Here is a 24,787-nt window from a genome sequence, read left to right on the forward strand (position 1 = left end):
GAGAAACGAACGATGAATAAGCCACTAACAGTATTAATTCAAGGTACAGGGTTTGCCGGTCAAGGTCACGCTGAAGCTTTTAGGTATGCGGGGGCAGAAGTTGTAGGCATAGTTGGAAGGACGGAATCTGTGGTAAAAGAAGTTGCTGAAAATTTGTCAATTCCTTACACCAGCACCGATTGGGACCATGCTCTAGAAACGTGCAAGCCAGACATAGTGTCAATAGCAACGCCTGGCGGCGCGCACGAAAGTGCAATTATCAGCGCTATCGAAAAGGGGTGTCACGTGTTCAGTGACAAACCGCTATCTACAACGGGGGAGTCGGCTTCACGCCTCTATCAATTGGCAGAACAAAAAGGGGTAAAAACGGCTTTTGCCGCCAGCTTCAGATACATGCCGGATGTCCTTTTTGCTAAACGCTTAGTGGCTGAAGGTAAAATCGGCGAACCTTTAGAAGCCGAATGTATTTCTCATTTCAACTTAGAGCGTAATATTCCCTTTGGCTGGTCTCACCGCAAGGAAGATGGGGGCGGTCGCCTGAATAACAATTTTACCCATAAGTTATCGATTGTTACCTCTATTTTAGGCGAAGAAATCTTATCTATTATGGGCGAAGTGCGAGACGACCTGGGTAAAGCGCCTATCGTTAAAGGTGTTCACAACTTCAAAAAACGAAGAGATTTTATCCCCGAAGATATTAACGACCCTTCACTTGAATGGGGCGAATCTAATGTTGAATGGAGCTATACCGTACTGGCCCGGATAAAAAGTGAGATTACACAAAAGCCTGTCTCTGTGCTTTTTAAACACGGAGGGCTACACCCCAGATTTAATGAAGATCACGTGGTGATCTATGGCAGTAAAGGCGCTATTTACATTAAGGGGCACTACGCCAGCGGACCGCTATACCTTTACGACCAAACCACACAGCAATGGAACGAACAGCCACTGCCAAACGACATTGCTGAAAATAATCCCGAAGGTGAAGGAGATACCGAGCGTAATTGGCGATACCTTATCCGCGAGCTTGTTGCCGACATTGAAGGCACACGAAACGTTACTTATCAGACCTTTAAAGAGGGTGCCCAATACCAGCGCCTCATTGATTTGATTAGACAGAACGACAACTGGGTTGACGTGAAACACTTGGCCTAGGAGGCTGACATGGTCTATGAGTACATTGTCATTGCTGGTTATTTTGCACTGATTCTGGGTATTGGCTTTGCGTTTAAATCGTTAGCGAAAAACTCAACCAGTGACTATTTTCGCGGTGGTGGCCGCATGCTTTGGTGGATGGTTGGCTCAACCGCATTTATGGCGCAATTCTCTGCCTGGACATTTACCGGGGCTGCAGGTAAAGCTTTTTCAGATGGGTTTTCTATAAGTCTGGTGTTTTTTGCCAATACTTTTGCCTATTTTTGCGGGTGGCTATATTTCTCTGCGCGGTTCAGACAAATGCGTGTAGACACACCTACAGAAGGGATAAAGCGTCGCTTTGGTACGCAAAACGAACTGTTTTTCTCGTGGGCACTTATTGTCTTTAGCATGATCAATGCGGGAGTATGGCTAAATGCACTGGGGGTATTTTCCAGCGCAGTCTTCAATGCTGATATTAGTCTTACCATTATTGCTACAGGTCTCACTGTTCTTTTTGTGTCTGTACTTTCTGGCGCGTGGGGCGTGGTTGCCTCTGATTTTGTACAAACGTTGATTGTGGCGGTTATTTCGGTGGCATGTGCCATTGTTGCCCTAGTAAAAGTGGGCGGTCCAATTGCCCTTGTTAATGACTTCCCAGTGGATTTTGTCATGGGCCCCGACATGAATTACGGCGTAATTCTTATAGGCTCTTTCGTTTTCTTTCTAGCCAAACAACTTATCACTATTATGAACCTTAACGACTCTTTTCGCTTTCTGAATGCGAAAGATACGGTTAACGCGCGTAAAGCTGCGCTTCTCGCAATGGTACTTATGGGGATAGGTAGTATTGTTTGGTTTATACCACCTTGGGCAGCCGCCATTTTATACCCTGATGCAGCAACCTCTTATGCAGAGTTAGGCAACAAAGCTGCCGATGCTGTGTATCTTGTATTTACCCGTAATGCTATGCCCATTGGAACGGTAGGTTTGTTACTTGCTGGGCTTTTTGCCGCTTCTATGTCATCAATGGATTCCGCGCTAAATAAAAATGCGGGTATTTTTGTTCGAAGTGTCTACCAGCCTTTATTGAAAAAGCGCAATTCCTCGGTAAGTGACCAGCACTTACTTAAAGTCAGCCGCACGGTCAGTTTTATAAGCGGTATATTGGTTATTTTAGTTGCGCTTTTCTTTAAGTCCTTAAAAGAACTGAGCTTGTTTGAGTTAATGATGAACGTTTCTACTATGGTACAAGTACCACTGCTCATACCGCTCATTCTCGGGCTTTTTATTAGAAAAACACCACAATGGGCACCGTGGGCGACAGTGGGGTTAGGGCTGTGCGTATCGTGGTTTATGACTCACGTTTTTACAGCAGATGTTTTGGCGCAAATAATAGGTCTTAAGACCGCTTTTACGCGAAGAGAGTCAATCGATGTTGGCCTTATGATGATGATTGCCGCGCACCTGATTATCACTGCTGGTTTCTTTTGCGTAACGTCGCTTTTCTACAAGGCAGAATATGATACTAACCGTGAAGAAACTAATCATTTCTTTGAAGACTTGGAAACTCCGGTTATCTCTGATGTTGAACAAGATGAGTATGACAGCAAGCAGCGTCATAAGTTAGGTGTCATGGTGATGTTGATGAGTATTGGGATGCTTGCAATGATGATGATCCCAAACCCACTATGGGGAAGGCTCATGTTTTTGCTGTGTGCGGGCATTATGCTGCTAATCGGATATTTGTTGAAAGCAAGTGCAACGTCCCGTATGGCGACGATCCCTTTAGAGCAATGAAAGGGACAGGAATGATAAGGAAGAGCTATGTTTAAATACTTAAATAGGGCGCTGAGTAAAAAGGGTGACGGGCTACCGTTGGCATCGGGCTGCAGCAGGGTAAGGTTTTTAGCCGCATTTATTGCTATTTCAATAAGTGGGCTTAACGCTTGTGCAGTGCTGCCATCTTCATCTTCTGTAATGTTAACAGAAGGGTTTGATCAAACTGCAGGTGATAATGTTCCTGCCTATATCATTACCACTACGCATGCTACCTACTACCTAGAAAGGGAAGGAGGAGGGCTATCCAGTATGCTAGACAAAGATGGCATTGACTGGATTGGTTTCAACAACATTAAAGGTTCTGGCTGGAAAGGAGAATACCGTGGGTTTCCGAATGCCGTTCACAAACAAGATGGTAGTTATTTCCACGCGATGAACGCGTCTACAGCGCCTTCAAAGGGGGAAGTTACCGTAAATAAACCTGAGCACGTACAAATTCACTTTATCTCGTCAAACGGAAAGTGGAAAGCCCAGTGGGACTTTTATCCCGACCGTTGCGATTTCACTATGCTAAACGTGAGTGAGGGCTATCATTACTGGGTTCAATATGAGGGAGTGCCCGGCGGAGAAATGGATAGTAGTGACTTTTGGTACAGCAGTAATAGCGATACTCGTCAGTCTATAAAAACACCTTTCGACGGCGATTTACCCTCGCCTGAGTGGATTGCATTCGGTGATGAAAAGCTCGAACGGGTGATTTATCTATACAGTCACAAAGACGATGATTCGCCCGACACCTATGTAAGTCGCCCCTATATGACCGTTTTTGGGTTTGGGCGCAAAGGCAAAGAGAAATACCTTAATGCGCCCCAGAAATTTACTATCGGTTTTCTAGAAAGTAATGACTACGCGGACATTAGTCATGCAATGCGTTTAAAAATGGCACCTTAAAGCGCTCAAAAGCTTCAATGTGAGGCAAGTGGCCTAACCCTTCCAATTCAACAACATGGATGTTTGAATTGCGTGATTTTACTTCCTTGCCTAATTTGTCGTACCGTCCTAATTCTCTACTTACCTTGTCGTGTTTGTTTGCACGTCCGGGCGCTGTGCGATCACGGGTACCTAATATTAGTGTGGTTGGCAGGGCTAAATCATCAAACTCTTCAATAACCGGCTGCGTAAATATCATATCGTAGGTCAGCGCATTAACCCGTGCTAGTGTTTCCCAGTCTGGGCCGTTTATCCACCCTTGTAAAAACTCGGCATGCTCGGCATATGTGTTGTTCCACGCACCGTCGTAATAGTTTTTTGTTTGATAATTAACGATCATTTCTGGCGTTTTCTTAAGCTCACTTTGGTATACCGTTTCAATGTCGGTGTAACTTTCATACAGCAAGTAGTTTTCTAAACCTATGGGGTTTATCAAAATAAGGCTTTCGCTTGTGTCTGGGGAAAGCAATGCAAATCGCGTAGCTAACATGCCGCCCATGGAGTGCCCTACAATAATACTTTTCTCGATGTTTAAAGACTGCATTAATCGTCGCGTATTGTTCGCGAGCGTGGCAAAACTGTATTGATATTGGGTGGGTTTAGACGATTTTCCAAAGCCTATTTGGTCGGGAATAAGAACGCCGTAGCCCTGATTTTGCAGAAGACGCGCCGTACTTTCCCAGTAAGCTCCGTTAAAATTTTTCCCATGAAAAAGCGTTACCACAGGCTTTTCCTCTTTGGGAGGCAAAAACATATAGGCCATTTCTAGGTCGTTTCCCTGTGATGAGAAACTAAACATTTTTACTTCGAACGGATACTCCACCGTGCTCAAGCGCTTATCAAATTCGAGGCGAGTTAGCGAATTGGCGTCGGTTCCCTGTGCAAGAGAGACCTGTGAAACGAATAACAATGTCAGCATGCCATGAATTAGCAATACCTTTGCATTTTTAAGCATAAATCACCTTATGAATAGGGCAACGTAAGTGTAAGTCCAGTATGGCACACCTGCATTTATCTCCCTATTCGACACTGTATAGATACGACAACAGTACAAATTTCATCGATGTTTCTCACTTTTACGGCATAAGTTGCAATTGCCCTTGCTTTGGTTATTTGTAATTCAAGTTGCTTTTTAACCAGTTTTTATTATCAATTTTGTCGTTTTTGATAGTTGTCATTGCTAAGTAAATGTAAATTGTTATTTCATCTTATTTTTAATTTATTAAATTTACATTTAAGTTAAAAATAAAAAAGTTATTTAAAACATTAATTTATATGGTTTTTGGAGGTTATTGATAAAAACTTGTTAATTTTTTGGTTGACGTGAATAACAAACGGTGGTCATATTCTCACATGTTGAGCATTTAATCTTTGTTTGGGCATTTGGGTTTTAGTGATGTTTTTCCCAAATGTCTTCAAGATTCAAATGCTCTTCAAAAATTACACTCCACACAATTACGAAAGAATAAAAGAGGGTTCATAATGGGACTTGACACAACGAAACACGTGATGCAATCAACTAAGTGCGCTAAACGAGCATCTTTAAGTCTGATCGCCGCCGCTGTAATGGCTGCCACTGTGCCAACGTTAGGTATGGCGCAAGAACTTAGCCAAGAAAAGCCAATGTACGTACCACCCAGTGAACCCAATGAATTTCTTGATGGTCGAGTGCAAGTTAACTTCTTAGCTATGCAGAATTATCAAGCTATCCAAGCCAAAGACGGAGCGTTTCGTCCAGAAGATGAAACTCAGTCAGATGGCTTCGGTCGTCTTCGCGTGAACTTAATGTTTAAGTTCAAAATTACCGAAAACATAACTGCCGATATTGATATCGCTGAAGAGCCTAATGACTTCGGTAATAATGGCGACAGAGACTTCTCATTCCACCAAGATTTTGCCGGTGTCGAGTTTGATATGTTTGGACTGACTGGCTATGAAAAAGAGAACGCTAGCCTTATTTTGCGTGTGGGCAACATAGGTGCCTCTCCTTTCCAATTTAAAGGTTTCCAAGACGGTGCAGACAACCAAGGTAACGCACTTATCGGTAACGGCATTAACGACTACGCCACTGCCGAAAACGGTATTCAGCTGAGCTACACCGAAACCTTCGATAGCGGCATTCTTCGCTCATACAATGTGGCGGGTCACATGACTACGTCAAGCTTTGGTGAAGCTTTTCAGGAAGATCGCGGCTACAACTACCGTTTGCAAGGTACCTTGGAATTTGAAGGTGGCTTTAAAGCCGGACTTAACTTCTTCAATGCTAATCAAGGCGAGCAACTTGTATTCGAAAACGGTCTTGCCAGCTTAGATGGCGTTACCACTACCAACTATCGTTTTGGTGACGGTGAAAACTATAACTTTTCTGCGTCTGCCTCTAGTGAACGTGATACTCACGTAGGTGCACTACCAGGGCTTAATCAATCAATTATGCAGCTTAACTTGGCGTATCAGCCAAGTGACCAAACCAGCGTTATTTTAATGCTAGGTAAAGCAACTGATGATTATACCTTTGCAGACGTAGAAGGTAATGCTGTTGCAGGTATCACTTACTTCGGTAATGAAGGCGTGTTAGACCCAACAGGTACTACGTTCGATTCTAACCAGGTCATTGAGGCTGATTCGTCAGTTGAATACTGGGTAGTAGAAGCGCAGCAGTACATTATTCCAGAGAAGCTCTATGTTGCTGCACGTTATGCAGAATCTGAAAATACGTCAGACCTTATTGAGCAATCAGATAATGAAGTTACTCGTCTACAGGTATCAGCGGGTTATTGGATCAACGACCGTACCCTTTGGAAAGTGGAATACGTAGACCAAGACGAAGGCGTTAACTCTGGCGGTCAGATTGGCGCAGGTTTCGACGGTCTAACGTCTGAAATTTCAGTTAAGTTTTAATCGCTAACTAAGTTTTAACACAAAAGGTTAGGCACGGAATTGCTTCGCTGCCTAACCACCTAACTTACTTTAATACCTCTGATTTTTTTCATCCCCGCGTTAACCAAATTTGGGCGGGGAGGGGAAAGTCATATCTGATAAGAGTACAAAGGGGAGAGACCCGATGTTAAAAAAACTATCTTTAATTGTAGCCAGCGCACTAACCATTAACGTGGCGGCGCAAGCAGAAACTATCACTATCGCTACCGTTAACAATGGCGACATGATCACCATGAAGTCGCTTAGCAGCGAGTTTGAAAAGCAGCACCCTGATATCGACCTTAAATGGGTAACGTTAGAAGAAAACATCCTTCGTCAGCGCGTTACTACCGACGTTGCTACTAGCGGTGGGCAGTACGATGTAATGACAATTGGCACGTATGAAGTACCAATTTGGGGCAAGCAAGGCTGGCTTACCGAACTTAACGGGCTAGGTGACGATTACGATATTGACGACTTATTACCTGCCATTCGCAGTGGCCTTTCCGTAAACGACAAGCTTTATGCTGCACCGTTTTATGGTGAAAGTTCAATGGTGATGTACCGCACTGACCTAATGGAAAAAGCGGGCTTAGAAATGCCGAAAGCACCTACATGGAGCTTTATCAAAGAAGCTGCTGCAGCAATGACCGATAAAGACGCCGGGGTATACGGCATTTGCCTTCGCGGTAAAGCTGGGTGGGGCGAAAACATTGCGCTATTAACGTCAATGTCTAACTCTTTTGGTGCTCGCTGGTTCGACGAAAATTGGAAACCGCAGTTCGATTCTAAAGCGTGGAAAGACACCTTAGAGTACTACGTAGATGTAATGGAAAAATACGGCCCTCCAGGCGCTTCAGCCAATGGTTTTAACGAAAACTTGGCTCTGTTCCAAACCGGTAAATGCGGCATGTGGATTGACGCTACCGTAGCGGGTGGCTTTGTTACTAATGAAAAAGACTCTGAAGTTGCCGATAAAGTAGGCTTCGCGCTTGCTCCTGATAACGGTTTAGGTAAACGCGGTAATTGGCTATGGGCTTGGACTTTAGCTATTCCATCAAGCAGTAAGAAAACCGATGCGGCGATGAAGTTCATCAGCTGGGCAACATCAAAGGGCTATTCAAACTTAGTTGCAGATAAAAAAGGTTGGGCGAATGTCCCTCCGGGCACACGTACCTCATTGTATGAGAACGACGCTTATTTAGAAGCCGCGCCGTTTGCACAAATTACCCTAGATTCGATTAATTCTGCAGACCCGAAAAACCCAACAGTAGAGCCTGTGCCCTACGTAGGTATTCAGTTTGTGGCAATTCCTGAGTTCCAAGGTATTGGTACCGCAGTAGGTCAGCAGTTTAGCGCCGCGTTAACCGGACGTATGACGGTAGACCAAGCACTGCAAAGCTCACAGCGTTTAGTTGAACGCGCTATGCGCAAAGCGCGCTACCCAAAATAAACAGCGTTAACCACAGGGAAAGTGCTTTATTGCACTTTCCCATTTAATAATTATAAGAGGGCTAGTCATGGCGACCACACAATCTCGTACTTTAGCCAAAATCATGCTTTTTCCGTCGGTCTCTTTGCTTTTAGCATGGATGATCGTGCCTTTATGCATGACCCTTTATTTCTCGGTATTAGACTATAACTTGCTTATGCCGGGCGATAACGAATTCATCGGCTTTCTCAACTACGAGTTCTTTTTAACTGACCCCGCATTCATCGAGTCATTCTTTAACACCCTGTTGCTTGTTGGTGGTGTATTGTTTATCACCATTTGCGGCGGAGTTGGCTTAGCGGTTCTATTAGACCAGGCTATATGGGGACGAAACTACGTACGCATTATGGTACTTGCGCCATTTTTCGTTATGCCTACGGTATCGGCGCTGGTATGGAAAAACATGTTTATGAACCCAGTGAATGGTCTGTTTGCCCACCTTGCTGAGTTTATTGGCGTAACGCCTATCGACTTTTTTGCTGAACTGCCTTTACTGTCAATCATCATCATTGTGTCGTGGCAGTGGCTACCGTTTGCAGCACTGATTTTGCTCACAGCTATTCAATCGCTTGACCGTGAGCAGCTAGAAGCGGCAGACCTTGATGGTGCAGGTCCATGGAGCAAGTTCGTATATATTGTGTTGCCTCACCTTTCTCGTGCGGTCACGGCAGTAATCCTAATTGAAACGATTTTCTTACTATCGATTTTCGCTGAAATTCTTGTGACAACCAGCGGCGGCCCTGGATATTCATCGACCAACATTACTTACCTTATTTATACCCAATCGCTTTTGCAGTTTGATGTGGGCGGTGGTTCGGCAGGCGGTATTGTGGCAGTGGTTATTGCCAACATAGTCGCTATTTTCCTAATGCGCCTTATTGGCAAGAACTTAGAGGGATAAGTAATGGCGATTAAAGATACAAATAAATCAAAACTTATCTACACCCTTGCGGCGTGGACAGTAAGCGGGATGATTTTCTTCCCCATTCTTTGGACGATTATTACAAGCTTTAAAACAGAGTCAGAGGCCATTTCCGCTTCACCGAGTTTGTTTATGTTCGATTGGACTCTGGAGAACTATGCTGAAGTGCTTTCTCGGTCTCCTTATTTCGACCATTTCATGAACTCAGTTGTGATTTCGCTTGGGGCTAGTCTTCTTGGGTTGCTTATTGCTATTCCAGCAGCTTGGTCCATGGCGTTTGTCCAAACTAAGCGCACAAAGAACCTACTTATGTGGATGCTCTCTACCAAGATGCTTCCACCGGTAGGCGTGTTAATTCCTATTTACCTGCTATTTCGCGATTTTGGATTATTAGATACGCGTATTGGTTTGGTCATTGTAATGACGCTTATCAACCTGCCTATTATGGTGTGGATGCTTTATACCTATTTTAGAGAGATCCCGAATGAAATCTTGGAAGCGGCACGAATGGATGGCGCAGGAATAAAGCAAGAGATCTTCCAGGTGCTGCTGCCGATAGCGCTGCCAGGAATTGCTTCAACATTACTACTAAACGTTATTTTGGCGTGGAATGAGGCATTTTGGACCCTCATTCTTACTGCAGCTAACGCAGCGCCTTTAACCGCATTTATTGCCAGTTACTCAAGCCCAGAGGGCCTATTTTACGCAAAATTATCAGCCGCCTCAGTCATGGCCGTGGTGCCAATTCTTATCCTAGGTTGGTTTAGTCAGAAACAGTTAGTGCGCGGCTTAAGCTTCGGCGCAGTTAAGTAGGAGAACTTCAAAATGGGAAGTATTACCTTAAAGCAAGTTACAAAGAGCTTCGGCGACGTTAACGTGATTAAACCGCTGGATTTAGAAATTCGAGATGGTGAATTCATTGTGTTTGTTGGGCCGTCGGGTTGTGGTAAGTCAACCTTACTTCGGATGATTGCCGGCCTTGAAGACACAACAAGCGGTACTATTGAAATTGATAACCAGGATGCGACAGACATGCCGCCAGCACAGCGGGGGTTGGCTATGGTGTTTCAGTCTTATGCCCTTTACCCTCATATGTCGGTAAGAAACAACATTGCGTTTCCGCTAAAACAAGCGAAAGTAGAGCCTGCAATTATTGAGCAGAAAATTGAAAAAGCGGCGAAAATGCTTAACCTTACCGACTATCTTGACCGTAAACCGGGTCAACTTTCGGGCGGTCAGCGTCAGCGCGTTGCTATCGGACGTGCTATAGTACGCCAGCCTTCAGCATTTTTGTTTGATGAGCCACTGTCGAACCTAGATGCATCACTTCGCGTAAACATGCGCCTTGAAATATCTGAGCTACATAAGAGCTTAGATACCACCATGATTTATGTTACTCACGACCAAGTTGAAGCCATGACGATGGCAGACCGTATTGCAGTATTCAACGGTGGCATTATTGAACAGGTAGGCACGCCTTTGGAGCTTTACCAAAAGCCAGTAAATCAATTTGTAGCAGGCTTTATCGGTTCGCCAAAAATGAACTTTATTAGTGTAGATACCAAAGCAGGTGACCCGACGTGCAGCTTAGGTGTGCGCCCAGAGCACTTTAGAATTACCGAAGAAAAAGGGCTGTGGACTGGCAGAGTTGGCGTGATTGAGCACTTAGGGTCTGAAACCTTTTTGCATGTTCATGTTGATGGTGTCGGTACATTAACAGTGAAAGCCGACGGGGATTGCAAAGTGGCCTACGGCGACATAATTAATTTAACGGCAGCGCAAGAGAAAATCATGCACTTCGACAAAGAAGGCGTAACCATCCCTGAGTTGTCTTGGGGTGAAAAAACGTCGTCTTCGGCAGCTTAATGGCATTGCTGCAGTGCGATACGCAAGGCTTTAATGAGTGCATCCCAAGTACACTATTAGGTTCCCAACGTTAACTAATAGTGTACTTCTTTGCAGTTAAAGCATTAGCGCTTAGCTAAAAGAAACTACAAAAGTAAAACGTTTTAAAAACGCAATTTAGCCAGTAATCGTAGCAAGGTATGAAAGGCATACCTTCTAAAGATGGTTAGACTAAGCAAGGAATTATTATGGAGCAGAAAAAGCCAACAGTAACAAATGCCGATATAGAGTTGGTTATTTTTGACTGTGATGGAGTACTTATTGACAGCGAGATTTTGTGCAAGCGTGTACTGATTTCTATGCTGCATGACCTTGGCGTAAAAATAGATGACGATTACTTTGATAAGCACTTTTTAGGTAAGAGTTACGATTCTGCAAAAGCGCAAATAGTCGAAGATTTTAATATCAGCCTCCCCGAAGCGTTTAGGGATGATTATTTAACAGCGCTTCTAGCGGTGTTCGCTGAAGAGCTTATTCCCACACCTGGCCTAGAGACTATCTTACAGCGCCTTGTAGTAAGAAAATGTATTGCGACCAGTAGTCATCCTGAACGGGTCTCATTTTCTTTAAAAACAACGGCGCTAGAAACGGTTTTTAATGGATATGTGACTACTAGCGCAGAGGTAACACGGGGAAAACCTGCGCCCGATATTTTTCTTCTTGCTGCTGAAAAAATGCGGGTTCCACCTGAAAAGTGTTTAGTGATAGAGGATTCAGATGCAGGCATTGAAGGTGCGTTAAGTGCCGGAATGTCGGTAGTGAAATACACGGGGGCGAGTCATTTAGAAGGGAGAGTATCGAGTGCATTTGAAGGCGTACCGGCGATAGAGCACTGGCGCGAGCTCCCTGGTCTTTATCCAACGTTGTTTACACCATTTAACTAAGCTCAGTACTAATACCTCACAATATTGAAGGTACTTCTTAAGCTTATTTCCACTCTTCCCTTGTCTCCCATTGCTCCACCCAAGTAGGTAGGGTTTTGGAGGGCATAGGGCGTGCTATGCCAAAACCCTGCGCGAGCTCACAACCTAGTGCTAATAAAGATGCTCCATGGGCAACACTTTCCACACCTTCAGCGATAACACTGCGGTTAAATGAATTAGCCAGTGCTATTACACCAGTAACAATCGTTTTATCTTCTAAGTCTACTAACATATCGCGAACGAATGACTGGTCTATTTTAATTACCTCAGCGGGCAGGCGTCTTAAGTAAGTTAAAGACGAATAACCCGTTCCAAAATCATCAATGGCAAAGGTTACACCGAGATTTACACAGTCTTCCATAATCTCAGACACCTTTTTGATATTAGATAGCTTGCTGGTTTCAAGTACTTCTAATTGGATTGCTTTAGGTGGTGTTTCGGGTACTTTTGAAAGCAAATGTTCTAAACGAGTAGGGAAGTTTCTTTGTTGTATCTGCAATGCAGAAATATTCACGCTAATTTTGATGTCTATGCCCAATTGCTTCCATTGGTGATACTGGCGCAACGACTGTTCAATAACCCATTCGCCAACATCAATACTAAGCGGGTGATTTTCGATAAAGGGTAAAAACTCTGCCGGAGAAAGAAGCCCTCGGGTTGAATGCTGCCAGCGAATCAGCGCTTCTGCGCCAACGATTTCCCCTGTGCGCATATTCACTTTAGGTTGGTAGTAAAGTTCAAATTCATTGTTTTTAAGCGCGCTGCCTATATTTTTAACTGTTTCATGGCGAGTTTTAATCGCATCTTCTGACTCGATATCGAAAAGGTGGAAACAGTTTTTACCTTTCTGTTTCGCTAAATACATAGCTTGGTCTGCATGTCTAATTAGCTGCTCGGCATCGGTATCGTCGGTAGGGTAGACGGTTAATCCAATGCTCGCTGAGACTTTAAGTTCATTTTCACCATATTTAACTGGGGTTGAAGCTGCTTTGAGCATGTTCTTTACAGTAGACCTAAAGTCTTGGGCTTGCTTTAAATTGGTAAGTACTGCTACAAACTCATCTCCACCAAAACGGGAAATGGTATCTCCCTGGTTGAGCGTGCTTTTGAAGCGGTGAGCCAGTGTAATAAGTAGCTCGTCTCCCACGCTGTGTCCAAACGTATCGTTTATCTCTTTGAACCCGTCTAAATCAAGTAAAGCAACAGCGGCGTAGCGTTTATCGGTTTGACATTGCCTAAGTGCACTATCCAAACGTTCAGCGAGTAGAGTGCGGTTAGGTAAGTTAGTTAAGATATCGTAGTGAGCCATCTGCTCAAGACGATATTGCTGTTCTTTTGTCTCGGAGATATCGCTAAAAATAGCAATGTAATTTTTAACCGTGCCGTCATCGTCTTTTACAGCACTAACTGTTAGTAATTGAGCATATATTTCGTGGTTTTTTCTCTTGTTCCAAACTTCTCCCGCCCAATAACCGTCATTGATAATTGACTTCCATAGGTTCTCGTAAAATTCCTTAGACTGCTTTCCAGATTTAAACATACTGGGCTTATTGCCTAATACTTCGCTTCGGGAGTAGCCAGTTATCTCTTCAAAGGTTTTGTTTACATCAATAATGTTCGATTCGCTATCGGTAATAAAGATGCCCTCTCTGGCGTGAGAGAAGACGCTGGCTGATAGTTTTAATTTGTCTTCTAAGCGTTTGTTTACGGTAATGTCTTGAACTAATGAAACGACGCTTATTACTTTGCCAGAGAAGTCTAAGATAGGGGTGCTATACCATTCGCAAGTGATTGTTTCGAGCAATCGAGTGAGGTTATCGTTTACTCTACGAACAGTTTTTTTGCCCTCGACTAGTATTTCGAATACGTCATTTATTTCATGCCGTAATTCAATTGGAACCACAAGCTCCGAGGCATGCTTACCTATAGCTTCTTCCTTGCTATAGCCAAAGATCAATTCAGCCGATTTGTTCCAATCAGTGCAGATGAAGTCAGTATCCCAGGTTACGCACCCTAAAGGTGTGTTTTCAATATGACTCGCTAAGATATCTCGACTTTCCTGCAGTGAATTTTGACTATCAATAAGTTGTTTTTCAGCATCCAGGCGCGTTCTAGCCATCTGTGCAAAGCGTAGTTGAAGTTTTCTTAGCTCTATACTGCCCTTTGTCGATGTCTCATCAACTTCTTTACCTTCGGCCAACGCTGTAGTCGACTTCAAAAGCGTTTTTATGGGTATCAAAACGTTTTTTCGTATTAGCCATACTGAAACACCGACGAAAAACAAAACGATTAACGCTAATATAAGGGTGGTTGTCATTAACCTGGTATCAATTGCTTCAAACGTGTGTTTCAGCGGAATACCAATGGTGATGTTGATATGCTGCCCATCATCAAATAGCGGGTGAGTTACATAAACGCGTTGGTAGGGGTCTTCACTCAAAAAAACAGTATTATCTAATGATGTGTTCGTATATTCGCTCTTATTTCCCTTTTCTTTTCCCTCTATTTCTAGCAATGTGCCTAGCAGTTCTTTTCTAACGGGGAATGCTGCTAATATTTTGTTTTCACTATCAGTTATAAATGCAACGGTATTATCGGGTAGGTAAGACTCAGAAAGTATCTCGTTCCACCAGTTGAGCGATATAACAGCTACAACTAAACCGACTAAATTACCTTGATTTGGGTTTATGACGGGGTAGGCGAAATTAATACTGGTTAAATTTGTAGCCCTGTCTATTTGAAATTCGCTGATCGAAAATTTACGGGTGGCGATAGCTTGTTGTATATAAGGTCGGTCGTAAACGTTTACCGAACGTTTTAATTTTCGGGCATTACATAACAATTCACCGTCTGCCCTTGGTACACCTAGATTGACATAATTACTGTTTACTTTGAGCACGTTAGCAAGAAAACGGCTACATTGTTCTGTACTTGGTTGTTGTACTGCGTCGAACTGCGCCAAATTCTTTAGAAAATATCGCGTTTCCTCAATAAGGTTGGCTTGTATTTTAGAGTGTGTTTTTGTTGTGTTTACTGCCTGGCTAACTGCCGCTTTTATCGCTTGCTTTCTTTCCACGTAGGCGTCGTAAGATATGCCAATGAAGCCGGGTATGGCAATCATTGAAATTAGAATAATAACTCTTACCTGTAGTGTCTGAAAAAGTTGTGACATGTAATTCGATTAAATCCATTTAAGCTGAGTAGTTTGGCGAACATCAGTGATTTTAGACATTCACAACTTTCTAAAAAATTATATGTGCGATCAGTTAATAGCAGCTAGAGCCAGTATAGTAAAAATATTATAGAACGGTTATTAAAGATAAAATGATCAGTTTAAGTAAAGGTGATTCAACTTTTATAGGTGCAGGCTTTCTTTAAAAAATATAGCCATTAGCTATCCCTTATTAGCGAGTGCTATTGATAAGTAATACCATTCCAGCATTCCCACGCTTCGTTAGGAAACTTACCAGCATCTTCTGGGTGGGCAATTATCTACGCGGGCAGGTATACACGGGGCTGATCTCAAAGGCGAAAAAACGTAAAAGTAGAAAATCAGGGTTTAAAACAAACAAAGCCTCTTGCGAGGCTTTGTTTCGGGTTACATCAGTGTAATTTTGAAGTACATATTACTTATAAAAGTAAGGGCCAACCCAGCTAAAGCTCTCACCGTTAATCTCAACTTTGTGTTTTGCACTGTTATCATTATTGCTGTTAGCAATAATAAATAGCTGTGTACCGCCTTTGACGTCGGTAATACGCACACCAGTATACGCGTCGCTATCTAAAACCACCTCAAGGTTTTTGATACTGCTTCTTGAGTTAATCGACGATTCACTCACTGGGCTGTATGAACCATGAGGTTCTACGACAGAAACAAACAAAGTGTCTTGAGTGTCATTTCGTCTAAGCGTAATAGCAGCGTCGCGGCGCAGGTTAAAGTCTGGATCGTTTGCGCCAATGCGAGTCAAATACACCTCGTCTTCAGCGTTGGTAACCGTAGTCAGCGTATAATACTTGCCATGCTGAAGCCACTGGAACTTAGTGTTACCTTCACTCGCGTTACCCTTGCCCTCTACGAATAAATGTTGATAGCCATTGTCTTCACCAAATGGTGATAACGTGGTGGGTGACTCGTGAGTAAAGTTCTTATCAATTATCTGTCCCATGTAATAGAAGGGCAGGTCGTATTGATTCTTCTTGTCAGTGTCAACTCGTAGTATGTCTAATACAAATGGCTTTTCGAAGTTTTCGTCTTTGATCACCGCCATGGTGCGGTGCATTAACGTGCCCGGGTAGGCATTTTCTTCTGTTGCGCTAACCACTTTTACGTTGTCATCTTCTGCGTTAAAAGTGAAAAGTTCTGAGTGATGCTGGCTGGCAACGTCGTACTCTCCATCAAAATGCTTTGTGCCATTTATTGATAGGGTATTATGTGCAATGGTTGTCTTAGCCCACGTGGTATTTTCTTTTAGATAGTTACCACCGCCTTTTTGACCGATATTTACAAAGCGAGCTAGGCCATAATCTTGCAGAACTTCCTCGCCTTTTTCGTATAAGGAGAACGATAACTTATCGTAATGACCGTGACTCAGACCCTGCGCGGCATATTTAAACACCAGGGTTAGATCTTCATTGCCATAACGTAAAATGCCTACACCGCCTTGGTCACCGTTCGGGCCATCACTTAAATTTACGGAAGACTTTACAAAGGGAACCGCTTTGCCATCTCGAATATCAATAGCAGCTTCAAGTCCTGACTCTTGTAGTAGTACTTCACCTTGCTTTTCTACCACGCTTAACAAACGAGGATCTTTCTCTCCGTAAAAGTACGCGAGATCCACAGCGGTAACTAAAGAGGCTTTCTTATAAGACATGCCTTTTTGTGCATCGTTAAGCGGGAAAAATTCACCATCGGCATCAGAAAGGTTAAGAAGTGCATTAATGCCTTTCAACAAAACATTATCTTTATGCTGCAGTACCTTTAAGTCTGGGCGATTGTTTTCCATTGCCAGCGCAAGTATTAGAAAAGGATACATTGCATAGCGCTGATAGTAAGGGCCTTCGGTATAGTAGCCATCAGGAGAAAAAGGCTCTTCTAAGTTAGCGAAAAAGCCCTTGCGCTGACCTTCTACTTTAATAGTACCGCCATCGTTGTCTTTACCGCCCACTTCTAAGCCATCGTCTTCAATACCGTAAAGGGCGCGTTGAATAAGCTCTTCATCGTTCATAACCAGACCAATCATGCCTACAGCAGCAATGCCCCAGGTACTGTGGTTATGTACGCGGTTAAAAAATTGTGGGTTTTCTAATGAAATAAAATCGGCAAACGGACGGAAGAGATTGTCCTCTAGTGTTTTGCGTTCATCAGCAGACAAATAGTCGTAAATAGCATCATACGCTTGGCTCATGTAAACCAGCCAGTTGCTGTCGTTTAGGCATTGCCAGAATAATTTACCCCGCGAATATGAGCGCTCTTGCGGGTGAAGGGGTAAGTCTTTGTACATGGCTTCATATTGAAACAACATGTCACGAATATATTTAGCGTACTTTTCATCTTCTAACACTTGATAAAGAACGCCAGCTTTTTGCGCAATAAAGAAGTTTTGTTTATGGCGTTGGTGGGTGTAACCACCTGAGAAATCCTTTGGAATAGGCGTATCGATACCCATTGCAATTTCGGCATCTACTTCTTGCTTAACGGTTGCCAAACTTTTATCAAACAGAGGAACTTCACCCAAGTTTTCTCTCATTCTTTCTACGCCAGGCTCGGTAAGAATAAGGTTAGGATGACCTTTTGCTTCGCTAGCAAAAGACGACAGGCTGATACCAACAGCTAGCATGGTAAGGCTAAATTTCTTGATGTTCATTGTATTTATTTCCTTGTTATCAAATAGCCATTGATGAAAACAGGCAACAACAGTTGTAGGGTAAAAATGTTGTTATTTAAAAATGACAATTTGTAATAAACACAATAACAGAAGTTTAAGAAGAATGGAGCAGACCAATTAAATATTTTGGTAAAATTTGTTTTTTAATTGGTCAGACAGATTTGAGCCGGTCAGCTCGTTAGAATGGAGGCTCTTCTATCGACGCTAACAACTATGAAAAAGACTATTGCGAAATGGAGCTTATGAAATAGTGCTAGTGCCAACGCTTATTCATCACACAAGCTGCAATTTGCTAAGTATTCCAAAAGCCAGGGCGGTAATAGGTAAAGACACCAATGTGCTTACTGCGATTATGCTTGCCGCTAAGCGATAATCCCCGCCTAAGTTTCTAACCATTACATAGCTTGCTGCAGCAGTAGGTGAGATAGCTAAGAGGAGAACAATGCCCAGCTCCATTCCTTTAAAGCCAAGTGCATAGGCAAGAACAACCAATACAAAGGGATAGACTACGCATTTACTGGTAGTGCTAAGTACAATATTAAACCAGTCACTGGAAAAAGAGCGGAACTGCAGTGAGGCGCCGGTGCATATAAGGGCAAGTGGCAGGGTAAGCTGTGCGAAGTATTCCCCTGTTTTCACTAAGGTATCTGGAAGTTGCCATTCGAAGTATGAAAAGGGCAGGGCTGCGGCAATTGATAAGATCAACGGGTTTTTCGCCATGCCGGTAACTTGGCCCATTAAGGAGCGCGACGTACCTTGGTAAAAGTTAAGAACAAAAACTGAAAGTACATTAAATAAGATGGTAATACACCCCATGTAGACAGACGCTACAGCAAGACCCTCTTGCCCATAGGTGTTAGCGCAATAGGCTAAGCCGATAATACCCATATTGGCTCGAAAGCCGCCCTGCACAACTACACCTCTGGCTTTATACGGATGTACTGTCAAATGAGAAATAACCATAAGCGCTGCAAATACGATAAGTGTTCCTATCACTCCCACGCTCATAAGGGATAGATTTGCGGCTTTGGAAAAGTCAGCTCTGGCGATTGATAAGAACAGTAGAGCAGGAAGCGCAACGTTAAATACCAGCTTTGACCCAGCCTCTATAAAGCCTTCATTCAGCCACCTAATACGAAAGAAGAGCCACCCCATCAAAAGAAGTATCAATACAGGAATAAGCGTACTGGTAATAAAGCTAAGCATAAAAAGAACTAACGCCTTTGAGTAAATTTGCGTAACAAAACAGTAGATTACTGCTTTTTGAATAGGGAGAAAGAGCCATAGTATGCCAAGTTTATGCTCTTATGCATAAAGTAAATTGGTAATACCTCAAAGAAAAAGTAGCTTTATCTGGTGCTGATTGGCAAACCTGTACGCAATACGTTCTGATAAGCGTGGCGTAAGTTAACACCAGCAATAATTGACCAGTATTTCGTTGAGCCTTGTGTTGTATCTAGCAAAAGCTCACGGGCGAAACAAGGTGGTGCTGTGGAACGAAAGAGCGGCAACATCTACTCCTTAAAGCTTTTCTGTCGATTTTGCTGTAGAGCAAGATTCTCTCAGTACGAGTTCACAGGGAACTAGGGTACGGGTGTTAAAGGCTTTTCCGCTTTTTATCTTGTTCAATAGCATACTCGCTGCTTCACTGCCTATTTCATACGGTTGCTGTCTTACCACGGTTACCGGAACTCTGAAAAATTCTGCCATAGGTATTTCTTCAAAACCTAATAAAGAGACGTCGCCGGGAATATTAATGTTTGCTTGTTCTAGCGCCTTCAACACATCAACGGTAATGGCAATTTGTTGAGTGAAAAAAGCGGTAGGGGCTAATTCGGATTTAAGAAGCTCTACCGGCGATGCGGCTAGTCCTTCAGTTCTGCTCCAATGGAGGATTAACTCTTCTTTAACCGGTAGGGTGTGTTTGTTGTGAGCGTCCACGAAGCCCTGATATTTCTCATGGCGAGACTTTACTGTTTCAAACTGTTGAGTGACAAAGCAAATATTTTTATGGCCTAGTTCGATAAGATACTCGGTAGCCTCGAACGATGATCGTTTGTAATCAGCAACAACAATACCCGTATCGCAATCATCATGCTCAAGCTGAAACTGAACTACAGGAACAGTATTGTTGGAAATATCTTCGATTAGCTTCGCATTGTTACCACAGGACGCAATAATAACGCCATCGACATTAAGCTGGCATAGCGTTGTTAGTGCACTTTTCTCTGTAGCTGGATCGAAGTCAGAGTTATAAATAAACAGATCGTAGCCATGCTTTTTGCAGTAATCGTCCATTCCTCGTATCGCTTGGCTTGTGTAATAACTTGCGATATCGCGAACAATCACGCCCAGTGTTCGGGTTTTATTGGTTTTTAAACTACGCGCAATATTGTTAGGTACATAATTTAATTCCTCGACTGCTTTTTGCAAACGAAGGCGGGTATCTAACGACATGAAATCGAAGCGACCGTTTAAAAATTGAGATGCGGTACTTTTTGAAACGCCTGCTTTTGTCGCAACGTCTACGAGTCTTACTTTGTTTTTATTCATTTTATGTTCTCTAACTGCTTACGTAACAAATAGTTTTCCGCATTACTTAGGCGCTACCGCGTCGCCTAATTGTAAAGAAGAAAATGAAACACTGGTATAGTTACCTGCTTTTTTATCTAGCTCCCAATTTCCCGTGCCGGGGCATGCAGGGTAGCGAAACGTTGGCGCATCCTTTGTGCTGCATTGGTTATACGCCCCAACTTTGAAAAACAACCAATCGTTTTTGTATCCAATAGGGTCGTCGTGCTTATCAACACTTCCTTTAGCATCTACGTTATCTGCCAAGTTTATTTGGTGTTTCACTGTGGGGTGATTTGCAGCTGAAAATGTAAGGTACATGGTATCGCCATAAACATTAATCTCGTAGCTAAACGATTGACCTAAGGCTATGCCTTCGCTGCCAGGGTCAGTGTCATCGTTCCAACCATCTCCCCACACCGGATAAGCAATATCAATGCGCTCTGGATGGCTCTCAGGAAGATTCCTCTCGTAATTCCAGAAAACGGTTCCTGTTTCGTGGTTGGGGTACTTTTTGTAGTAAATTTTTAGAGGCTCATTACCCCAACCAAAGCCAGCATCTTCCGATTTTTCATCATTTAATTTGGCAGCATGTATCTGGCCCACTACCACGGAATAGGCGGGTGGTTTATCGGCATACTTTGCGTTTAACGACACGTGATTAACTTTTAGTGTGGCTTGCATTCGCCCGCCTATAGCAGCAAAGTTTTCACTATTCGGTGTGGAGGTTAACGCGAAGTAATTACGAGGGCTTTCATAACTCGGTACTTGCCCATTTTCGCTGGTATAAATTTGTCTAAGTTCACTACGTGTGTTTGTTGAAGTGGGTGACGTGAAGCCTTTGTTAGGGGCCACAAATACCATATCGTCATTGTTATCTAAGTAGAAGAATGTATCGTGCTGATAATGTTTGAGTGCGTCATTGTTAACTCGATCTGCAGCACCATCACCGTCTTCATCAACGGGAAGCATAATATTCCACCCACTCAAATCGAATTTATCACCGGGTACTCGCTCGGAATCCCCTTTGTCTTCAGATAGTGCGTTGCCATTGCAGCCCACAATAGTGAAAGTAATAAGTATGTTAGCCGCAACCAATGGCGTTCTTATTTTCATAGAATTAACCTAGGGTGTTCGTTATAGATTGGGAGAGAGAAATTAGCGCTGCAGCAGGCTACAGCGCCTAATAAAGGTGGCGCGCTTCTTACCAGCGGCCTCTTACTCCGAATGTGAAACGACGGTCTGCTTCACTGTACTGCCAAATACTGCCCAACTCTGTTACTTGAGTAATGGGTTCTGCAGTTAAGTTCACCGCATTGGCGACTAACGTTATGTTTTCGTTTATATCGTAGCTCGCTGAGAAGTCGAATTGACCTCTAGCTTCACGGTAATTATTGCCCAATGTCGGATCGAAGAAAGGTTCGTCAGGGTTAGTTCTGTTGTAAATACCTGTGGCTAGTGCGCCAACTGGACGAACGCGTTTTTCATCCTGAGAGTCTAGATATTTGTCACGCCAGTTGTAAGCAAGACGAACTTGGAAGCCGGCGTGTTCCCAATAAATTTGCCCATTGAATGTATTGTTAGAAATATCTAACAAAGGGTTACCGTCGGGCTGTTCGCTATCTGCGTAAGTGTAGTTAGTGCTTATGCCAAGCCCAGACCACATGCCAGGTAAAAAGCTGAACTGTTGCTGGTAGGCAAGCTCGATACCTGTAACTTCACCACTACCGCCGTTTACGTCAGTATCTATAACAATACCTGTTAGTCCTGCATCACGCTGAGCTTCAACATAAGCAAGGTCTTGGTCGCCCGTTACGTAGTTCACATCGGCTTGGCTAACACCCGCGGTATCAAGCAAGCATACGTTTACATACTCAGTGACGTTTTGCCCTTCTATCGTGTTCGGGTCTGCTTGACATGAACTGCTAGCAACGGTGAAGGATTCAACATCTTTGTAAAAGATAGCCGCAGACACCATACCGCCGTCACCAAAGTAGTGTTCCGCTGAAAAATCATATTGAGTAACGCGATAGGGGTCTAACTGATAAGAGCCTTGCGTACCTGTTACTAATGAGTTGTCGACATTAAGCGCAGGACTTAACTCGCCAAATTCAGGTCGTCTCATCACTTTTGCGGCCGCAAAGCGAAGAATAGTTTCATCTGTTAGTGAATACGTGGCATTTAAGCTTGGCAGAAAGTCTGAATAATCGTACTCGCCACTTTGATCAAACGTATTTGAAACGAGATCTGTTTTGACATACCTTGCACCCACTACCGCCGTCAGTTTGTCGAAATCTAAATGAAACTGTGTATACAGCGCTTGCGTTTCTTCGTTAATTTGTGCGTAAGAGCCAGTGTTGCGAACCATGTTATCGTCAAGACTGCCGACGAGTTCATAGTTACTCCCCTCAAGCATTTGTTGTACACGGGCATAGGTGCCGTCTATATCATAGGCAAGCGCTGCACCATCGTACACATAGTAATGGGTAAGAGCATTGTTACCCGAAATACCGGATTGATCGAACGAATTACTATGGTTAACTTCTTTAAAGCCGCCAAATGATTCATTAAATTCATCTACCCAAGTTGGTCGAAGTACACCATCATATGTAACACTGGTTTGTAGGTTTTTCAGTTCACTACCATTGGTTCGCAGGTCGTATCTGTCTAGCTCATAATCTCTGTCTGTAGTGCGTACACCGGCCTTTATTTTGGTTAAAAAGCTAAAACTTGGAATGGGCTCAAGGTACTCTACGTCAAAGCGGACGGCGGTTTCCTCGTTTTCTTCGTAGTAGCGTTGGTGTGTGAACTGCCTTATAGCAAGGTTATCTGGGTTTAATAACGCGTCAGGATCTGAAAAAGCGATGCCAGGCACTTGCGAGCCATCACCTGTCATTGTCAGGGTAAACAGGTGCTCTGTAACGGTACCGTCTTCCTCGTATTGCGCTCTAGATATTGGACGTAGGTTAAATTCTGAATTCGTTCGCAAACTTTCAGATTTTGTATAAGCAATTTCACCTGATATTTTAAGCTTATCCGTAACAAACCATTCCCCGCCCAGTGCGTTAGAAGAAGTCTCATTGGTAGTAAAGTCAGCCCAAGTTTTAGGTTGGACAAATACACTACCTGAACCAAAGTCATTGAGTTGTCCTTCCGCATCACCATAAGCGTTATCAAGGATCAGGTCGCTATAGTCCTTACTATCGTTAAGTACAGAATAGGCTTCCTGGCCACCATCAAGCTCGGTGGTGTTAATGTCTAAATAAACAAATGCATCGGTATCTTTAGGCGCCCACTGCAACGAAAGACCGTAAGCGGTTCGCTCTCGCTGCTCCGTTTTTTGCTCTACAGTATTTTGGCTGCGTACAAGGTAATTTCCGCTAGGAGTATTCGCTTGATCACTTGTACCATCGCCATCTAGATCCAGTTCGGTAGGCGTTACAAGGTTGAAAAATTCGTCCCTTCTTAAAGTACGGTCCTGATACGACATAACCACGGAAGCGCCAAAGGTACCGGCATCACCTAAATCCCAATTGGTGCCAGCAGCACCGGAGAATATAGGTGCCCAGTTTTCCGCTTTGTCGGCGTACTCTCCATCGAGAGTGAAAGCCACAAGAGGTTCATTAAGCTCTAGCGGTCTGACCGTAGTCATATTTATGGTTCCACCTAACGCACCCTCAATCATCTCTGGAGTAGGGGACTTCACCACTTCAACGGTTTTCAGAAAACTCGACGGAAAATCATCTAAACTAATACCACCTCGACCGCTGCCTGAAGTTGAACGGCCGTTTAGTTCCACTCTGTTTTGTGAGATGCCTCGTATGGTGACAGACTCGCCCACACCGAATTCTCGGCTAATAGAAACACCGGTGATACGTTGCAGTGCTTCGGCTATGTTGTTGTCTGGTAGTTTTCCGATATCCTCGGCAACAATGGCGTCTACAATGCGAGAGTCGTATCGCTTAAGACGGGCTGACTCGGCAATACTACTGGCAATGCCTCGTACTTCTATAACTTCAACGTCATCGGCTTGTTCAAGCTCTTGATTTTCTTGACCAAGCCCCTGTGATGCAAAGCCCACGCTAGAGGCAGATAGAATGGCAATAGTGAGTTTAGATAATTTATTATTCATTTCGCTTCTCCGAAAGCTGGTCCGCTTTATACCTCACAAACCCCGAATTAAAAATTTCATGTGAAGTTTTCTTTTGTTAACTAAACCGGTTTAGTTTTATGTTAATAAAAAATCCCGCCTGGCAGGATGTTT

Annotated in this window: 16 protein-coding genes; 9 read left to right on the top strand and 7 right to left on the bottom strand. The window is 43.5% G+C overall.

Features of this window, described 5'->3' with window-relative positions; translation table 11 throughout:
• Nucleotides 1-12: 12 nt before the first annotated feature.
• Genes ACYTPF_RS12105 through ACYTPF_RS12115 form a run of 3 tightly spaced genes read left to right on the top strand, consistent with a single transcriptional unit; the run spans nucleotide 13 to nucleotide 3,867 of the window.
• Entirely contained in the window at nucleotides 13-1,155 is a 1,143-nt protein-coding gene (locus tag ACYTPF_RS12105) for a Gfo/Idh/MocA family protein (protein ID WP_461852368.1), read from the top strand.
• A 9-nt stretch (nucleotides 1,156-1,164) separates the two neighbouring features.
• Nucleotides 1,165-2,934: a sodium:solute symporter family transporter gene (locus ACYTPF_RS12110; RefSeq protein WP_461852369.1), complete on the top strand. Its 1,770-nt coding sequence runs from the start codon at nucleotides 1,165-1,167 to the stop codon at nucleotides 2,932-2,934.
• A 27-nt stretch (nucleotides 2,935-2,961) separates the two neighbouring features.
• The gene (locus tag ACYTPF_RS12115; RefSeq protein ID WP_461852370.1) at nucleotides 2,962-3,867 is read left to right on the top strand and encodes a hypothetical protein; all 906 of its coding nucleotides are present in this window, start codon (nucleotides 2,962-2,964) and stop codon (nucleotides 3,865-3,867) included.
• On the opposite strand, the gene ACYTPF_RS12120 is transcribed toward ACYTPF_RS12115, so the two are convergent.
• On the bottom strand, nucleotides 3,833-4,861 hold the full coding sequence (locus ACYTPF_RS12120) for an alpha/beta fold hydrolase (RefSeq protein ID WP_461852371.1): 1,029 nt from the start codon (nucleotides 4,859-4,861) through the stop codon (nucleotides 3,833-3,835). The genes ACYTPF_RS12115 and ACYTPF_RS12120 overlap by 35 nt on opposite strands.
• 668 nt (nucleotides 4,862-5,529) lie before the next feature.
• Here ACYTPF_RS12120 and ACYTPF_RS12125 point away from each other — a divergent pair.
• The 6 genes from ACYTPF_RS12125 (at nucleotide 5,530) to ACYTPF_RS12150 (ending at nucleotide 12,025) form a co-directional block, all read left to right on the top strand.
• Nucleotides 5,530-6,804, top strand: a complete 1,275-nt coding sequence (locus tag ACYTPF_RS12125) for a hypothetical protein (RefSeq protein ID WP_461852542.1) — start codon at nucleotides 5,530-5,532, stop codon at nucleotides 6,802-6,804.
• A gap of 163 nt (nucleotides 6,805-6,967) precedes the next feature.
• Nucleotides 6,968-8,275, top strand: coding sequence for an ABC transporter substrate-binding protein (locus tag ACYTPF_RS12130; RefSeq protein ID WP_461852372.1), 1,308 nt, complete (start codon nucleotides 6,968-6,970; stop codon nucleotides 8,273-8,275).
• A 67-nt stretch (nucleotides 8,276-8,342) separates the two neighbouring features.
• Nucleotides 8,343-9,215: a carbohydrate ABC transporter permease gene (locus ACYTPF_RS12135; RefSeq protein WP_461852373.1), complete on the top strand. Its 873-nt coding sequence runs from the start codon at nucleotides 8,343-8,345 to the stop codon at nucleotides 9,213-9,215.
• 3 nt (nucleotides 9,216-9,218) lie between these two features.
• Nucleotides 9,219-10,049, top strand: coding sequence for a carbohydrate ABC transporter permease (locus ACYTPF_RS12140; RefSeq protein ID WP_071959882.1), 831 nt, complete (start codon nucleotides 9,219-9,221; stop codon nucleotides 10,047-10,049).
• A 12-nt stretch (nucleotides 10,050-10,061) separates the two neighbouring features.
• A complete protein-coding gene (locus tag ACYTPF_RS12145) occupies nucleotides 10,062-11,102 on the top strand; it encodes an ABC transporter ATP-binding protein (RefSeq protein WP_461852374.1) in 1,041 nt (346 codons plus the stop codon).
• 227 nt (nucleotides 11,103-11,329) lie between these two features.
• The gene (locus tag ACYTPF_RS12150) at nucleotides 11,330-12,025 is read left to right on the top strand and encodes an HAD family hydrolase (protein WP_461852375.1); all 696 of its coding nucleotides are present in this window, start codon (nucleotides 11,330-11,332) and stop codon (nucleotides 12,023-12,025) included.
• A 43-nt stretch (nucleotides 12,026-12,068) separates the two neighbouring features.
• Here the strand turns inward: ACYTPF_RS12150 and ACYTPF_RS12155 are convergent, their stop codons facing one another.
• The 6 genes from ACYTPF_RS12155 to ACYTPF_RS12180 all read right to left on the bottom strand — a co-directional run bounded on the left by ACYTPF_RS12155 (nucleotide 12,069) and on the right by ACYTPF_RS12180 (nucleotide 24,655).
• Nucleotides 12,069-15,236 (bottom strand): bifunctional diguanylate cyclase/phosphodiesterase, encoded by a 3,168-nt coding sequence (locus ACYTPF_RS12155; protein WP_461852376.1) that lies wholly within the window; start codon nucleotides 15,234-15,236, stop codon nucleotides 12,069-12,071.
• Nucleotides 15,237-15,690: 454 nt separating this feature from the next.
• The gene (locus ACYTPF_RS12160) at nucleotides 15,691-17,931 is read right to left on the bottom strand and encodes an alginate lyase family protein (RefSeq protein WP_461852377.1); all 2,241 of its coding nucleotides are present in this window, start codon (nucleotides 17,929-17,931) and stop codon (nucleotides 15,691-15,693) included.
• Nucleotides 17,932-18,225: 294 nt separating this feature from the next.
• The gene (locus tag ACYTPF_RS12165; RefSeq protein WP_179984501.1) at nucleotides 18,226-19,158 is read right to left on the bottom strand and encodes an AEC family transporter; all 933 of its coding nucleotides are present in this window, start codon (nucleotides 19,156-19,158) and stop codon (nucleotides 18,226-18,228) included.
• A gap of 315 nt (nucleotides 19,159-19,473) precedes the next feature.
• Nucleotides 19,474-20,505 carry a substrate-binding domain-containing protein gene (locus ACYTPF_RS12170; protein WP_461852378.1) on the bottom strand — a complete coding sequence of 344 codons (1,032 nt, stop codon included), beginning with the start codon at nucleotides 20,503-20,505 and terminating at the stop codon, nucleotides 19,474-19,476.
• A gap of 42 nt (nucleotides 20,506-20,547) precedes the next feature.
• Nucleotides 20,548-21,639: a polysaccharide lyase family 7 protein gene (locus tag ACYTPF_RS12175; protein ID WP_461852379.1), complete on the bottom strand. Its 1,092-nt coding sequence runs from the start codon at nucleotides 21,637-21,639 to the stop codon at nucleotides 20,548-20,550.
• A gap of 88 nt (nucleotides 21,640-21,727) precedes the next feature.
• Nucleotides 21,728-24,655: a TonB-dependent receptor gene (locus ACYTPF_RS12180; RefSeq protein ID WP_461852380.1), complete on the bottom strand. Its 2,928-nt coding sequence runs from the start codon at nucleotides 24,653-24,655 to the stop codon at nucleotides 21,728-21,730.
• Nucleotides 24,656-24,787 lie beyond the last annotated feature (132 nt).

Source organism: Alteromonas sp. HB246098 (genome assembly GCF_054890645.1).